Here is a 12,582-nt window from a genome sequence, read left to right as displayed (position 1 = left end):
GCCACGACATATTCCGACATGCATCTCAGCGCTGCCTGATTTCGCGCAAGAACGCCTTCTTCGATACTGAGCTTACGGACACCGGGACTCGGACTCGGCAGAGCGCGGTGATCGTCCCCGTCGCGCAACCTGTATCAGGATGACGGGGCCGCAACCTGCCTATGATTTCTGGAGAACACCCTATGCTGCCGAATGCTGTCGAGGCTCGGACTTCGGACGACGTGGTCCGCCCTTCTCCCCTGCTGCAGTTGAAGCTGGTTCGTGACGCATGCCAATCGCCGGCACCGCTGGACCCGGCATTGAGCAGCCAATGCGCCAACTGCATGATGCATTGGGCCTGCATCACGGGCGCCGTGCCGTCAACCCAACGGGAACGCGTGGAGCGCATGGTCCATACCTGGCGCAAGGTCGGCAAGGGCGAGGCGCTGTTCCGCGCCGGTGATACCTTCCACGCGCTCTACGCGGTCCGCTCCGGATCGTTCAAGACCGTGGTGTCGCACCCCAATGGGACCAGCTATGTGTCGGGCTTCCCGCTTGCCGGCGAAACGCTCGGGCTCGACGGCATTGCCGCCGATCGTCATACGTGTGACGCGATTGCCCTGGAAGACAGCACAGTCTGCTCGATGCCTTTCCACTGCGTGGAAGAGCTTTGCCAGGATATCCGCCCGCTGCAGCGCCGGCTCCACCAGTTGATGGCGGAGGAGATCGTGCGCGAGTCTGGGCTGATGCTGCTGCTGGCGGGGCTCACCGCGGAAGCGCGCGTCGCGACCTTCCTGCTGAACCTGTCCACCCGCCTGCAGGATCGCGGCTATTCGGGTTCAAGCTTCACGCTGCGCATGACGCGCGAAGAGATCGGCTGCTATCTGGGCATGCAACTGGAAACGGTCAGCCGCACGTTGTCGCGGTTCCAGCGGGAAGGCTGGATCTCGGTCAACGGCAAGCACATCGAGCTGGCCAACAAGACAGCGCTCAGCGAATTGCAGTAAGCGTGACGCTTGGCTTGAGTGCGGCAGATGCAAACGCCCTCCAGACAGGAGGGCGTTTCTTCGTCGTCACGGCGCGAGTTGCAGATGGTCGATGACTTCGGTCACCCCCGGTGCCGACCACGCCGCCCCCTTGGCTGCACGGCGTTCCGATGCCGAACCGACATGGCCGCTCAGCGTCACCGTTCCACCATGGACGGTCACCTGGATGCGGTCGGCTTCGCGTTCGGCATGTCGCTTGAGTGCCGCCTCGATCTGGCGAACAACGTCTTCCGGCACTGTGCGTGCCTTGATCCTCAGGCGGTTGATCAGCCCCGTCACACCGCGCAACGAGCCGACCGCCTGCACTGCCAGCTCAACCTGGTACGGCCAGTCCACCTCGCCCGACAGCGTCACCCAGCCCTTTTCCACCAGAACTTCGATGCGGCTGGAAGGCAGGCTGGCGTGCCATTCCAGCGCTGAGCGGGCTGCCTCGGCAATGTCTTCGTCGGCGTGCTCGCCAGGCCAGCGGACCTCGATCTTCTGCACCACGCCCCGTACGCCAGCCACACGTTCAGCCGCGTGCTCGGCGGCCACCTTTTCCGTATAGCTGTGCACGTGCCCGGTGAGCGTCACCACCCCGCGGTCAACCTCCACGCCAATGGCAGCGGCGTCCACGGCAGGCTCCCAGAGCAACTCATCATTGACGTCTTGCTTGATACCCAGATCGCTTTTCATACATCACCTCCAGTGTGCCGACGGTGCCCAATCAGACCCGCCTGTGCTCAAGCGCCGTCTGGCAGGCAACGCACCGCAGAGCCGTCGGCTGGGCTTGCAGGCGCAGAAACGGAATCGCCTCGCCGCAATCCGCACAGATGCCGTACTGGTGCTTTTGCATCCGTGCCCGCGCGGCATCGATCTGTGCAAGCTCATTGCGGTAATGGGCCAGCATGACGTCGCTTGCCTGATTGTCAGCCTCCTGGTCGGCCAGGTCTGCATCTTCCACAGGCATCTCGCGAGGCGCTTGTGGAATCGCAACGCCGAGATTGGCCAGCTGGCGCTGCACGCGCGCTTCTTGCTCGTCGAGCAGTGCAATGAGGCGCTTCCATTGCGCCTCGGTAAAAGGGGTCATGCCCAGTCTCCTGCTATCGGTCCGGGGCCCAAGCCTCGCGGTGGCTCAAGCCTCCGTGGGAGAGAGCCACGCCTGCCGCCGCTTCGATTGCCCCCAGCGGCCGGCGGTCTTCACCTGTTCGATAAAACCCATCATCTCTTCCTGCGAAAGTCCGCTTTCCACATCGCGCTGACAAAGCGCCAGGACCGGCACCGGAACGGTGGAGGTGATGCGCATGATCTCCTCGATGGCGTTGAACGCCCCACGCGCGGCCATGACGCAGACCACAGACAGGCTGGCCGCAAACGGCGTCTGGTCGATGAGGAAGTCACGCATGGGCGAGGCCAGGCGGCCCATCCAGATCGGCGCCATCACAATCACCTGGTCGACCTCGTCCAGCGGCGGCCCCTCGTAGCGATACTTGGCTCGCTTATGGAAGACCGCCTCGATCACGCAGCGCAAATCGCCCAGAAAACCTGCACGCGGGTGCACATCCGAGATTTCGGCGAGCTGCCAGCCGCTCTGCGCGGCCATCTGCTCGGCCACCTGGCGTGCTGTGCCGGTGCGTGAGTAGTACACGATCAGCTTCTTTTCCATGAGGAACTCCCGTCTCCAGTGACGTACAAGCCGCAGGGGCTTGCTGACCCTCGGTTAAGTCCCCACCCATAGGTGGTCGATCACGGCGCGCACGCCTGGCGCATCCCAGGCGGCCTCCCGCGCGGCGCGACATTCATTGAGGTTGCGCATGGGCCCGGACAGCGTGACCGTGCCGTTCGCGACCAACACGTGAATGCGCGAGGCGTCGAGCACGGCTTGGCGCTCGAGCGCCTTGGTAATACGTTCGGAAAGATCTGCCGGCCCGGCGGCATCTCGCAGGGTCAACGCATTGGCAACCGACTGCACACCGCGCACCCTGCGCACGGTGTCCAACGCGGCGCGGCGCTGGAAATCCTGATCGACTTCGCCCCGCAGGGTCACGGCGCCATCCTCGACGGTGATCCGAATGACATCCGCCGGCACAGACGTGTTCCAGTGCAATGCATTGCTGATGGCCTGCGCAATCTCATCGTCCGGACGCTGCATGTCCGGCGGTACGCGCACGTTCACGTGGACGACAAGAGCGGTCACGCCCGATACACGCCTGACGGCCTCTTCCGCGGCGTGCTTGTCTGCAAACGCATCAACACTGCCGGAAATCGTGACCACGCCATCCTTGGCTTGAACGGCAAAGCGGCTGGCATCCACTGCCGGGTCCCATTGCAGTTCTTCTTCCACATCCTGCTTGAGCTGGATATCGTTCTTCATGGTCGTCGCCCTTGGGGCTTGAACGGGGCAAGTTGAGCGGCAGCAACTAGTGCGACATCAATACCGGAACCGTCATGGTTTCCAGCAAGGTGCGCGTGACCCCACCCAGCACGGTCTCGCGCAGACGGCTATGCCCGTAGGCGCCCATGACGATCAGGTCGATATTGAGATCGGCGGCGCGCGACAGCAGCATCTCGCCGATCGCCGCATCGGGCCCCACGCTTGGTGCCTCTTCGACCTGCGACTCGATAGCGTGCGCCTTGAGCGCACGGGCAACCTGCCCGACCGTCGTTTCTTCGCCCCAGTGCTGCGGGCGCTCGCTCGTCATCTGCAATACGTGCACGGCGGCGCCCGCCATCAGCGGCAAGGCGTCATGCAGCGCACGCGCCGATTCGCGCCCACCGCTCCATGCCACCAGCACCCGCTGCGCCACGCCGGCAAATTGCCCTGCATACGGCACCACCAGCACCGGCCGGCCCGATTCGAGAATCAGCGTTTCCACAAAATCGGCGGCGACAAAGCTCTCGGGGTCCTCCGGGTCTCGCTGGCCGACGATCAGCAGGTCGGCCTCGCGAGCTTCCCGCAAGACCAGCGCCACCGGATCGCCGTCGACCGCGCGCCACTCGACTTCTGTGGCCAGCGATTGCGTCGCCTCGAGAAACCGCGCATGTACAACGTCCCGCACTCGATCGCGTCGACTGCGGTCTTCCTCCAGGAAGCGTGCCGCGCCCTCCATCATGTAGAACCAGCTCGGGCTGGGCGCAAAACTTGCATAAACGCCGATCAGCCTGGCGCGGTGCGCCTGCGCGTAACGCATGGCAAGTTCGAGGCGGTGCATGGCGCGTTCGCTGCGGTCCAGGTGCACCATCACACTGGCATAGGTCATGATCGGATTCCCTTTCGTGTCAGATGGGGTGTCAGAGGAACAATCCGTCATGCAATGACGGCGTTGCTGAGGGCTTCGGTTGGGGCATGCTCGGCTTGCGCGGGCTCGGCACGCACCAGCAGGACCGGCAGGCTGCTGCGGCGCACCACGCTCTCGGCCACGCTGCCAAGCAGAAACCGCCGGAACCCGCGCCGGCCATGCGTGCCCAGCACCAGTAGCTTGGCATTGGCGTCGTGGGCCGCCTTCTCGATGGCCTCACCCACGTCGAAGGTGCCTAGCGGGTCATCCGCGACCACGGTGCGGGCCCGTACGCCGGCGGTCTCCGCCTTGGCATGTGCGTCCGCCACGATCTGCTTGCCCGATTCGATCAGCATTTCAGTGAACCCGCTGACATCGATATAGCCAACGTCGTACTTGAGGTAGCTGTTGTCGATCACGTGGGCAAGGACGAGTTCGGCGCCTAGCTTGCTCGCCAGCCGGATCGCCTCGTCCAGGGCGCGATCCGCCGTGGGGCTGCCGTCCAGCGCTACCAGAATCCTGTCGTACATGGTGTGCCTCCACATGAAATCGGCCAAACGCCCAGCATCGGGCTCCGGTGTTTCCATGTTGGATCACCCGCCAAATCGCCTCTTGATTTACATCAGCGTTTCCCCATCCCGGGAAACAGCGCCGCTGCTTGATCTCCCTCAACCACAAAGGCGAGGCGCCCTCTAGACTCTCGCGTCATTCGCCGCCGCCGGTGCTGCCCGCCGGTTGGTGACGACATCTTGTGCAGGATCAACGTCTGCAACCTGCTCGTCCATATAGTGAAGACGTACGCGCATTGGAGTTCAGCATGAGGGTTGACGAGATTTGCTCCCGCCGCATCGTCCACGTTCCAGCGTCGGCGACGCTGCAGAAGGCCGCCCGCCTGATGCGGGATCAGTCTCTGCGCGCCCTGTTCGTGACAGAGCCAGGGACCGGAATGCGGGTCATCGGCATCGTGACCGACCGCGACATGGTGGTGCACGGGATCGCCAGCGAGACCGATTGCGCCCGGATCACCGTCGCCGAGGTGATGACGCGGGGCGTACTGACCATCCGTGAGCACGCCATCATCAGCGAAGCGCTTCGCACCATGCTCGGCCACGGCTTGCACCGCCTGGCGGTGATCGACGATCAGCAACGGCTCATCGGCATGCTGACCCTGGACGACACCATCCGTGCCATGGGCGGCGAATGGGCCTTGCTGGCCGGCATCCTTGGTCGCGACCGAAGCCCGGAGCACGGCTCGGAGGCGCCATCGGACCTGACGGTCTAGGGCGCTCGCCCTTTCTCATCACTAGGAGCGGCATCATGCTTCCCAACGTTGGCACCGTCGATCGCATCGTACGCATCATCATTGGCGTGGCCATGATTCTGCTGGCGTGGTTCGGCAAGGTGCCAGTGTGGGTCGGCTGGCTTGGGCTGGTGCCTCTGCTCACGGGTGTTGTCCGCATCTGCCCGCTTTACTGGGTACTGGGCATCGGCCGGGATTGACCGGGGCGACTAGGTCGTGATCAGGAGCGCCGCCCAGCTCGCAGCCAGCATCGTCAGCAAGCCAACGGCAACCCGGGCGGCGAATGCCTTTCCCCCACCGATCGCTACGACCCCTTTGGTCAGGGTATTGGCGGTCAACGCCAGCATGACCAGCGTGGCCGCCTCGGGGTGTGCGAGCGCCCCACCAGCCGCCTGTGTCGCGATGGACGCGGTGGCGGCGTGTACATCGGCCAAAGCGCCAAACAGCGTCACTGCGGCCACCGCCGCTGGCCCGAGCCACGCTCGCGCCACCGCTGCCGCCAGCAGCAAGGTGGCCGTCCATAGCCCGAAGCCAATCGCGGCTCGCCAGTTGATTGACGAAGCGGTGTTTTCCGCCTCCGTTTGAAACGGCGTGTCTTTCTCACGCCGCATCCAGAACAGCGCCCACCCAATGCTCGTGGCACCGGCAACGGCCAGCGGCGCCGCCAGGAGGCGCAGAAATGGGATATCGAGGGCCGTGACCAGCAATGCCATCTGTACCACTGTTGCCACGTTGGACAGCAACGCGGCTGCGATGGCCCCTTCCTTTGAGGAACCTCCCTTCCGGACCCTCGCCCCCATCGCCGCAATGGTCGCGACGCTGGACGCAAAGCCGCTGAACAGGCCCGCCAGCGGCAGCCCGATACGCTCACCAAACCAACGCGCGGCAAAATGGCCGGCATTCCCTGTCACCATGACCAGGATGACCACCAGCCAGAGCGTGTGAGGATTCCACGCCTGCAGCGGTCCCATGAAGCGGTCGGGAATCGCGGGCCAGATCAGAAGTGCCGCGGCGGCAAGCGTCAACAGATCGCCGAATTCGCGCTCCGTGATCGCAGTGCGGGCAAATCGATGCAAAGCGGCTTTGGAGTAAAGCAGCACCAGCAGTACCGTCCCAAGCGCGGCGGCCATTCCCGGCGCGCTCACCGCGTATGCCCCAAGCAACGTTGTCGCGATGAGCGCGAACTCCGTGGTCGCACCGGGATCGACATCCGCCGAGTGGTGATAGCCGACCGCAGCGAGCACGGTGACGGCAAGCAAGACAGCCGGTAACGCAAGCGGTATCGAAAGGCTGGCCGCGATGGCGCCGGTCAACCCCGCGATGGCAAACGTCCTCATCCCGGCGGGAATTTCCGCGGCGCCCGTCTGGCTTCGTTCGCGCTCGAGACCAATGGCCAACGCCAGACCTAAGGCAACGGAGAACGATAGTAACGAAGACATTCGCGTCGTGGCAGCGGCATTCCGATAATTCAGTATGACCGACTGCGGCGCGTTCCCATTGATCTGGCGCAGTCACTGGCCTGCCGCCCAAGCGACGGCCCTGCGCCGTTCGACCATACTGCACTCATCCTTTGTGCGTGGAGGCCACTGTGCCCGAATCGATGCAGGCCATGGTGTATGAAAGCGCGGGCGCGCCGCTGCAATTGCGCACGATGCCTATGCCGGTTGCGGGGCCGGGCGAAGTCCGCATCAAGGTGACCGTGTGCGGGGTCTGCCGCACGGATCTGCACATCGTCGACGGCGATCTTCCGCACCCCAAGGCGTCGCTCATTCCTGGCCACGAGATCGTGGGCGTCGTCGAGTCATGCGGCGAGGGCGTGACTTCGCCAACGCCGGGCGAGCGTGTTGGCGTGCCCTGGCTCGGCCGGACATGCGGCGCTTGCCCATTCTGCCTGGGCGGGCACGAAAACCTGTGCGACCACCCAGCCTTCACCGGCTACACGCGCGACGGCGGCTATGCCCAATATGTGGTCTGCGATGCCCGGTATTGCCTGCCGATTCCCGAACGGTATGACGACGCACACGCCGCACCACTGCTGTGCGCGGGCCTGATCGGCTACCGCACGCTGCGCATGGCCGGCGATGCCAGGCGGCTTGGCATCTATGGTTTCGGGGCCGCCGCGCATCTCATCACGCAGATCGCAGTGGCGGAACAGCGCGAAGTCTTCGCCTTCACGCGCGCCGGAGATACCGCGGCACAGCAGCTCGCGCTGCAGACCGGCGCGCGCTGGGCAGGAGCGAGCGAAGAGCCACCGCCGGCGCCGCTTGACGCGGCATTGATCTTCGCCCCGGTGGGAGCGCTCGTCCCGAAGGCGCTGCGGGCCATCGTCAAGGGCGGCACCGTCGTCTGCGGCGGCATCCACATGAGCGACATCCCAACGTTTCCGTACCGGTTGCTGTGGGAGGAACGCAAACTCATGTCGGTTGCCAACCTGACGCGGGCGGATGGCCTCGCACTCATGCGCGTGGCAGCGAGGATCCCCCTGCAGGTTCACGTCACGCCGTATCGCCTGCAAGACGCCAACGTCGCGCTCGATGACCTGCGTGCGGGCCGTGTCATCGGCGCAGCGGTGCTGCGGGTCTCCCCTGAAGACCTTTGATGCGCATCAACCGCCGCCGCGCTGCGATGCCTAAGCTGATTGCATGCGGTGCCATGCCGCATGATTCTCTTGGAGGCCGCCATGTATCACAAAATCCTGCTTGCCATCGACGGCAGCCACGCTTCGAATCTTGCACTGCATCAAGCGATCGTCGTCGGCAAGGCGACCGGTGCTGAAGTGGAAGCCCTGTTCGTTGCCGATAGCACGGACGCAGCCTTGGACATGACGGGGTTCGACAGCATTGACTACGCCCAACGCGTCATCGAATGCGGCCGAGATACCTTGGCCGATGCTGCCACCAAACTGCAAGCCGCCGGCGTCGCGCATTCGACCAAGCTGCTGGAAAAGGCCGTTGCGCCAGGACAGATTTCATCCACGATCGTGGCGGAAGCCAACGAAACCGGCGCCGACCTGATCGTGCTGGGCACGCACGGGCGACGCGGGCTGAAGCACCTGGTGATGGGCAGCGTGGCGGAAGGCGTTGTCCGCAAGACCAACAAACCTGTGCTGATGGTCCGCAGCGAGGTTGAAGAATGAGGCCGCAGGTTTAAGACGCGTTGTCGCTTGCGCCCGCAACGGCCGCTTCACGGTCCGTAGGCCTACTTGTTCGCCTCAAAGTCAGCCCACGGATTCCCCAGGTCGTTCATGCCACCGCCGCAGGCGCTGGAGCGCGCCCGTCAACGCATCAGGACGCGCTTCACGGCATCGTTGACCAGCAACGAGATCACTAGCGCGTAGCCGGCGATGAAGGCCACTTGGCTGGCCGGCAAAGGCTGCAGCTCGCCCAACCCGTACAGGCCGATGACGAGCCCTACGCAGGCATCAGCGATCAGCGCCGCTGCGAGCTGCCAGCTCGGCCACGAAGCCCAGAATGCGCGGCGCTCACGGATCGAGACGATCGAGAACAGCGCGAAGAACAGCAGGACCTCGAACGCAAAGGTCGAGCGGGCGCCGGCGTTGGCATCCAGCCCGAAGCGCTGCCACGCGAAAGCCAGTAGCCCCAGCGCCTCGACAAGCATCAGCACACCGAGCAGCGCTGCCGCCTTTAGCAGCGGCGCGATGTTCCATGTGACCGGCTGCGCCGATGGACTGACGCGATCGGTCGACAGTGCAATCTTCACGAAGTCGGTCATGAACACGAGCAAGACCATGCCGAGCGCCGAGATGACAAAGTGGCCAGTGGCCACGAATGCAATCGACACGAACCCCGATTTCAGAATCGTGCGGCTGACCTTGTTGATGATCCAGGTCAGTACGCGCTGGTAGATCGAGCGGCCGGTGCGCACGAGGTCGACGACGCTGGTCAGCCCCTCTCGCGTGAGGACGACGCTGGCGGCACCCTTGGCGACATCGGTCGCCGAGCTGACCGCGATGCCGACCTCGGCCTGGCGCAACGCGGGCGCGTCGTTCACACCATCGCCGGTCATCCCCACGACGTGCCCGGCGGACTGAAGATCCTGAACGATGCGGAACTTGCCTTCCGGAAGAACTTCGGCCGACACGTCGGTCACGCCGAGTGTGTGCGCCACTTCTTTCGCGACGGATGCGGCGTCGCCGGTGATCATCTTCACGCCAACACCAAGCGCATGCAGTTCTGCGATGAGCGCCTTGGAATCCGCACGCACGATGTCGTTGAGCAGCGCGAGGCCGACAAGCTCCAACGGCTGCCCGCCCTGCCCGCGGGCCACGGCGAGCACGCGGTGGCCCTTGGCTGCGGCCTGCGCCGCATAGGTATCGAGCCGCGCGCGTGCCTCGTCATCCAGCCCCGCGAGCCCGGCGATCGTGGCCACCGCCCCCTTGACTACGTGTACGGCGGTATCTCGGTCGACGACCACCGCCTCGGTGCGGCGCGTCTGCGCGGAGAACGGCACAAACCTGCTCTGCGGCACGGATGCCCACCCGCGCTCACGCGCCCCGCGCAGGAACGCCAGGTCGATGGTGTCCTGGTCAGCCTCGTTCGAAGCCATTGCCCCGTAACGCAGCACATCCTCCTCGGTGAACCCGGGCTGCGGCAGTGCGCCGGCCCACGACAGACGGTTCATCGTCAGCGTGCCGGTTTTGTCTGCGCACAGGATGTCCATGTTGGCCGCATCCTCGGCCGCGCTCAGCCGAGTGATCAGGACACCCTGCTTGCCGAGCTCGAGCGCGCCCAGCGACATGCTCACGGTGAACATGACCGGCAGCGCAACGGGCACCGCACTCATCAGCAGCACGAGCGACAGCGGCAGGATATCGACAAGCAAGCCGTGCCTGGCCAAGGCAAGCCCCGCGACAACGGCCACCTGCGCGCCGACGATCAAGAACAGCCACTTGACCACGCGCGAGACCACGGCTTCGACGTGCAGCCTGGGCTGCGCGCTGTCGACCAGGTGTGTCGTGCGGCCGAAATAGGTGGCGGTGCCCGTGGCACGCACCTCGGCCGTCGCCTCGCCACGGCGCACGATCGAACCCGAATGCACCTCGTCATCGCGTTGCTTGTGCACCTCGCGCGATTCGCCGGTGAGGGCAGACTGGTCAATCGAGAGTTCGCCTTCGATGAGCCGCAGATCGGCGGGGACGAAGTCGCCCGCGCGCACGCGCACGATGTCGCCGCGCACCAATTCGCGCGCAGCAATCGATACCCAGGCTCCGTCACGGAGCGCGCGTGCACTCACCTGCATCTGCCGCCGCAGCGATGCAACTGCCGAAGAAGCGCGCTGCTCTTGCAGGCTACCAAGGATGGCGTTGACCAGCAGCAGCGCCAGTGAGACCCAGAAGTCCGCCAACTTGTGCAGCACGAGTGACAGCACGGCGATGGATTCGAGCATCCACGCGGAAAGGCCCCAGAACCTGGCGGCAAGCCGTCGCAAGGGGTGTGTTGGGGCTGGCTCGACCTCGTTCGGGCCATCGCGCAGCAGCCGTGCGCGCGCCTCGGCAGCGCTCAGCCCCTCGGACGCCGCCTCCCTCATGGCAGCTACGTCAGACATCACTGCCCCCGCAACACGGCAATGGGCGGGACGATACCCTGCGGCGCGCCGAACCGGCAGCGCACCGCTGCGGCAACGCAACAAGGTGGGTCATGGCGAGCGGCACAGCAGTGCGAATGGCGCACATCTTGGCAGGCACAAAGCGGAGATGCAGTGAACTGTTGAACGGCCAGTGCGTGAGCGGCAGTGACACCAGCAACGCAAGACAGCGCCGCCAGCAGAATTTGGACAAGTCGCTTTTTCATGGGGAAACCCTGCTGCCGCAACGCTGCAACGCAGATACCTTGATTGTGCCTTTTATCTACCTGTCGGAACCAACGTGCGGGCTCGCTCGGTCAAAGACCAGCCCTGCAGCCCGCAAACACCAACAAAGGGTCCACTACCTAGGCAGCACCCTGGCCGAGCAAGTTTTTGCTGAATTGCATGCAATCAATCATGGAACACCTTCACGCTTACCTTGATCCCATCCTCTGGGGGACGTTCAGCCGCTTGGCGATCAGTCTATGCACCGCGCTGCTGATTTTCTGCGCGGGCTGGTGGCTGTCGAAATACATCGGTCGCTGGCTCCAACGGCTGATGAGCCGCCAGTCCCGGCTCGATGCCACGCTCGCCCCCATCTTTCGCGACATCGCGGTCTGGGGTATCCGCACGCTGGCGATCGTCGGGGCGCTGTCGCGGCTCGGTATAGAAACGGCCAGCATCATCGCCGTGCTCGGCGCGGCGGGTCTGGCCATCGGGCTGGCGTTGCAAGGCACGCTCCAGAACATTGCCGCGGGCATCATGCTGCTGGCGCTGCGTCCGTTTCGGGTGGGCGACTATATCGACGGCGGCGGGGGCGAAGTGGCCGGCACGGTGGAGGAAGTCAGCCTGTTCATGACACGCCTGACCAAGCCGGATGGCATCTGCGAATACGTGCCGAACAGCGCCCTGTGGAGCCACACCGTGCGCAACTACACGCGCAACCCGACCCGCCGGCTGGACCTGGAAACCGAGGTGTCGCTGCATGACGATATCCCTCACGCCCTGGATGCGCTCACGGCGCTGGCGGCCAGCGAACCGTTGGCCCTGCCCGAGCCCGCGCCGATGGCCATGGTCATGCGCTTTGACGACAGCGTTGCCGTGCTGAATCTCCGGGTCTGGGCCAAGACAGAAGACTTTTGGGCGATGCGCTGGAATCTGGCTCAGCAGATCCGCACGACGCTAAAGGCGGCACGTTGCGACCTGCCGGTACGGATGCGCGAGCTGCGTATCGTGCGGGACGCAACGCACGACGCAGCGGTTGCACAAGTCGCGCATAGCAGCGAAATCGTTGTGCGCCAATAGATTGCATTGCTGCGTCGCAAGAGTGCTTGGATACCACAGGCGCGCAGCATTTTTCCTGTGCATTCCCAGACGCATTGCCTAGACTCACCTTTCAAGGCATCCCACGCAGGCA

At 64.6% G+C, this 12,582-nt stretch carries 15 protein-coding genes; 7 read left to right on the top strand and 8 right to left on the bottom strand.

Going from position 1 to position 12,582, the window contains the following annotated elements:
- Positions 1-182: 182 nt before the first annotated feature.
- Positions 183-986 carry a helix-turn-helix domain-containing protein gene (locus tag B4F51_RS11690; RefSeq protein ID WP_296225650.1) on the top strand — a complete coding sequence of 268 codons (804 nt, stop codon included), beginning with the start codon at positions 183-185 and terminating at the stop codon, positions 984-986.
- A 66-nt stretch (positions 987-1,052) separates the two neighbouring features.
- Here B4F51_RS11690 and B4F51_RS11685 read toward each other — a convergent pair whose 3' ends face one another.
- Genes B4F51_RS11685 through B4F51_RS11660 form a run of 6 tightly spaced genes read right to left on the bottom strand, consistent with a single transcriptional unit; the run spans position 1,053 to position 4,812 of the window.
- Positions 1,053-1,700: a BON domain-containing protein gene (locus tag B4F51_RS11685; RefSeq protein WP_296225649.1), complete on the bottom strand. Its 648-nt coding sequence runs from the start codon at positions 1,698-1,700 to the stop codon at positions 1,053-1,055.
- A 31-nt stretch (positions 1,701-1,731) separates the two neighbouring features.
- A complete protein-coding gene (locus B4F51_RS11680; RefSeq protein WP_296225648.1) occupies positions 1,732-2,094 on the bottom strand; it encodes a TraR/DksA family transcriptional regulator in 363 nt (120 codons plus the stop codon).
- Positions 2,095-2,139: 45 nt separating this feature from the next.
- The gene (locus B4F51_RS11675; protein WP_296225647.1) at positions 2,140-2,670 is read right to left on the bottom strand and encodes a flavodoxin family protein; all 531 of its coding nucleotides are present in this window, start codon (positions 2,668-2,670) and stop codon (positions 2,140-2,142) included.
- Between the two features lie 54 nt (positions 2,671-2,724).
- Positions 2,725-3,378: a BON domain-containing protein gene (locus B4F51_RS11670; RefSeq protein WP_296225646.1), complete on the bottom strand. Its 654-nt coding sequence runs from the start codon at positions 3,376-3,378 to the stop codon at positions 2,725-2,727.
- A 46-nt stretch (positions 3,379-3,424) separates the two neighbouring features.
- Positions 3,425-4,264, bottom strand: a complete 840-nt coding sequence (locus B4F51_RS11665) for a universal stress protein (RefSeq protein WP_296225645.1) — start codon at positions 4,262-4,264, stop codon at positions 3,425-3,427.
- A gap of 47 nt (positions 4,265-4,311) precedes the next feature.
- Entirely contained in the window at positions 4,312-4,812 is a 501-nt protein-coding gene (locus tag B4F51_RS11660) for a universal stress protein (RefSeq protein WP_296225644.1), read from the bottom strand.
- Positions 4,813-5,099: 287 nt separating this feature from the next.
- Here B4F51_RS11660 and B4F51_RS11655 point away from each other — a divergent pair, with 287 nt between their 5' ends.
- Complete coding sequence (locus B4F51_RS11655) at positions 5,100-5,564, top strand: CBS domain-containing protein (RefSeq protein WP_296225636.1); 465 nt, start codon at positions 5,100-5,102, stop codon at positions 5,562-5,564.
- Between the two features lie 35 nt (positions 5,565-5,599).
- Positions 5,600-5,782: a YgaP family membrane protein gene (locus B4F51_RS11650; protein ID WP_296225634.1), complete on the top strand. Its 183-nt coding sequence runs from the start codon at positions 5,600-5,602 to the stop codon at positions 5,780-5,782.
- A gap of 9 nt (positions 5,783-5,791) precedes the next feature.
- Here the strand turns inward: B4F51_RS11650 and B4F51_RS11645 are convergent, their stop codons facing one another.
- The gene (locus tag B4F51_RS11645; protein WP_296225633.1) at positions 5,792-7,021 is read right to left on the bottom strand and encodes an MgtC/SapB family protein; all 1,230 of its coding nucleotides are present in this window, start codon (positions 7,019-7,021) and stop codon (positions 5,792-5,794) included.
- A 149-nt stretch (positions 7,022-7,170) separates the two neighbouring features.
- Between B4F51_RS11645 and B4F51_RS11640 the strand changes: the two genes are divergently transcribed.
- Both B4F51_RS11640 and B4F51_RS11635 read left to right on the top strand, forming a co-directional pair.
- Positions 7,171-8,181, top strand: coding sequence for a zinc-dependent alcohol dehydrogenase family protein (locus tag B4F51_RS11640; protein WP_296225631.1), 1,011 nt, complete (start codon positions 7,171-7,173; stop codon positions 8,179-8,181).
- Between the two features lie 81 nt (positions 8,182-8,262).
- Positions 8,263-8,718, top strand: coding sequence for a universal stress protein (locus B4F51_RS11635; RefSeq protein WP_296225629.1), 456 nt, complete (start codon positions 8,263-8,265; stop codon positions 8,716-8,718).
- 140 nt (positions 8,719-8,858) lie between these two features.
- On the opposite strand, the gene B4F51_RS11630 is transcribed toward B4F51_RS11635, so the two are convergent.
- A complete protein-coding gene (locus tag B4F51_RS11630; protein WP_296225627.1) occupies positions 8,859-11,147 on the bottom strand; it encodes an HAD-IC family P-type ATPase in 2,289 nt (762 codons plus the stop codon).
- A gap of 116 nt (positions 11,148-11,263) precedes the next feature.
- On the opposite strand from B4F51_RS11630, the gene B4F51_RS11625 reads away from it, so the two are divergent.
- Together B4F51_RS11625 and B4F51_RS11620 are read left to right on the top strand one after the other, a co-directional pair.
- Positions 11,264-11,608, top strand: a complete 345-nt coding sequence (locus B4F51_RS11625) for a hypothetical protein (RefSeq protein WP_296225626.1) — start codon at positions 11,264-11,266, stop codon at positions 11,606-11,608.
- Positions 11,583-12,470, top strand: a complete 888-nt coding sequence (locus tag B4F51_RS11620; RefSeq protein ID WP_296225624.1) for a mechanosensitive ion channel family protein — start codon at positions 11,583-11,585, stop codon at positions 12,468-12,470. The genes B4F51_RS11625 and B4F51_RS11620 overlap by 26 nt, the downstream gene beginning before the upstream one ends.
- Positions 12,471-12,582: the final 112 nt, after the last annotated feature.

The organism is Ralstonia sp. UBA689, assembly GCF_002298975.1.
Lineage (GTDB): Bacteria > Pseudomonadota > Gammaproteobacteria > Burkholderiales > Burkholderiaceae > Ralstonia.
Note: the sequence above shows the minus strand (reverse complement) of the source record. Positions and strands in the feature narration are given on the sequence as shown.

What these genes read in the sequence shown, in the direction of transcription:
- B4F51_RS11650 (WP_296225634.1), top strand. Translation starts at nt 5,600, where the DNA reads ATGCTTCCCAACGTTGGCACCGTCGATCGCATCGTACGCATCATCATT.
- B4F51_RS11655 (WP_296225636.1), top strand. Translation starts at nt 5,100, where the DNA reads ATGAGGGTTGACGAGATTTGCTCCCGCCGCATCGTCCACGTTCCAGCG.
- B4F51_RS11630 (WP_296225627.1), bottom strand. Translation starts at nt 11,147, where the DNA reads ATGTCTGACGTAGCTGCCATGAGGGAGGCGGCGTCCGAGGGGCTGAGC.
- B4F51_RS11680 (WP_296225648.1), bottom strand. Translation starts at nt 2,094, where the DNA reads ATGACCCCTTTTACCGAGGCGCAATGGAAGCGCCTCATTGCACTGCTC.
- B4F51_RS11665 (WP_296225645.1), bottom strand. Translation starts at nt 4,264, where the DNA reads ATGACCTATGCCAGTGTGATGGTGCACCTGGACCGCAGCGAACGCGCC.
- B4F51_RS11635 (WP_296225629.1), top strand. Translation starts at nt 8,263, where the DNA reads ATGTATCACAAAATCCTGCTTGCCATCGACGGCAGCCACGCTTCGAAT.
- B4F51_RS11625 (WP_296225626.1), top strand. Translation starts at nt 11,264, where the DNA reads ATGGCGCACATCTTGGCAGGCACAAAGCGGAGATGCAGTGAACTGTTG.
- B4F51_RS11620 (WP_296225624.1), top strand. Translation starts at nt 11,583, where the DNA reads ATGGAACACCTTCACGCTTACCTTGATCCCATCCTCTGGGGGACGTTC.
- B4F51_RS11670 (WP_296225646.1), bottom strand. Translation starts at nt 3,378, where the DNA reads ATGAAGAACGATATCCAGCTCAAGCAGGATGTGGAAGAAGAACTGCAA.
- B4F51_RS11690 (WP_296225650.1), top strand. Translation starts at nt 183, where the DNA reads ATGCTGCCGAATGCTGTCGAGGCTCGGACTTCGGACGACGTGGTCCGC.
- B4F51_RS11675 (WP_296225647.1), bottom strand. Translation starts at nt 2,670, where the DNA reads ATGGAAAAGAAGCTGATCGTGTACTACTCACGCACCGGCACAGCACGC.
- B4F51_RS11645 (WP_296225633.1), bottom strand. Translation starts at nt 7,021, where the DNA reads ATGTCTTCGTTACTATCGTTCTCCGTTGCCTTAGGTCTGGCGTTGGCC.
- B4F51_RS11685 (WP_296225649.1), bottom strand. Translation starts at nt 1,700, where the DNA reads ATGAAAAGCGATCTGGGTATCAAGCAAGACGTCAATGATGAGTTGCTC.
- B4F51_RS11660 (WP_296225644.1), bottom strand. Translation starts at nt 4,812, where the DNA reads ATGTACGACAGGATTCTGGTAGCGCTGGACGGCAGCCCCACGGCGGAT.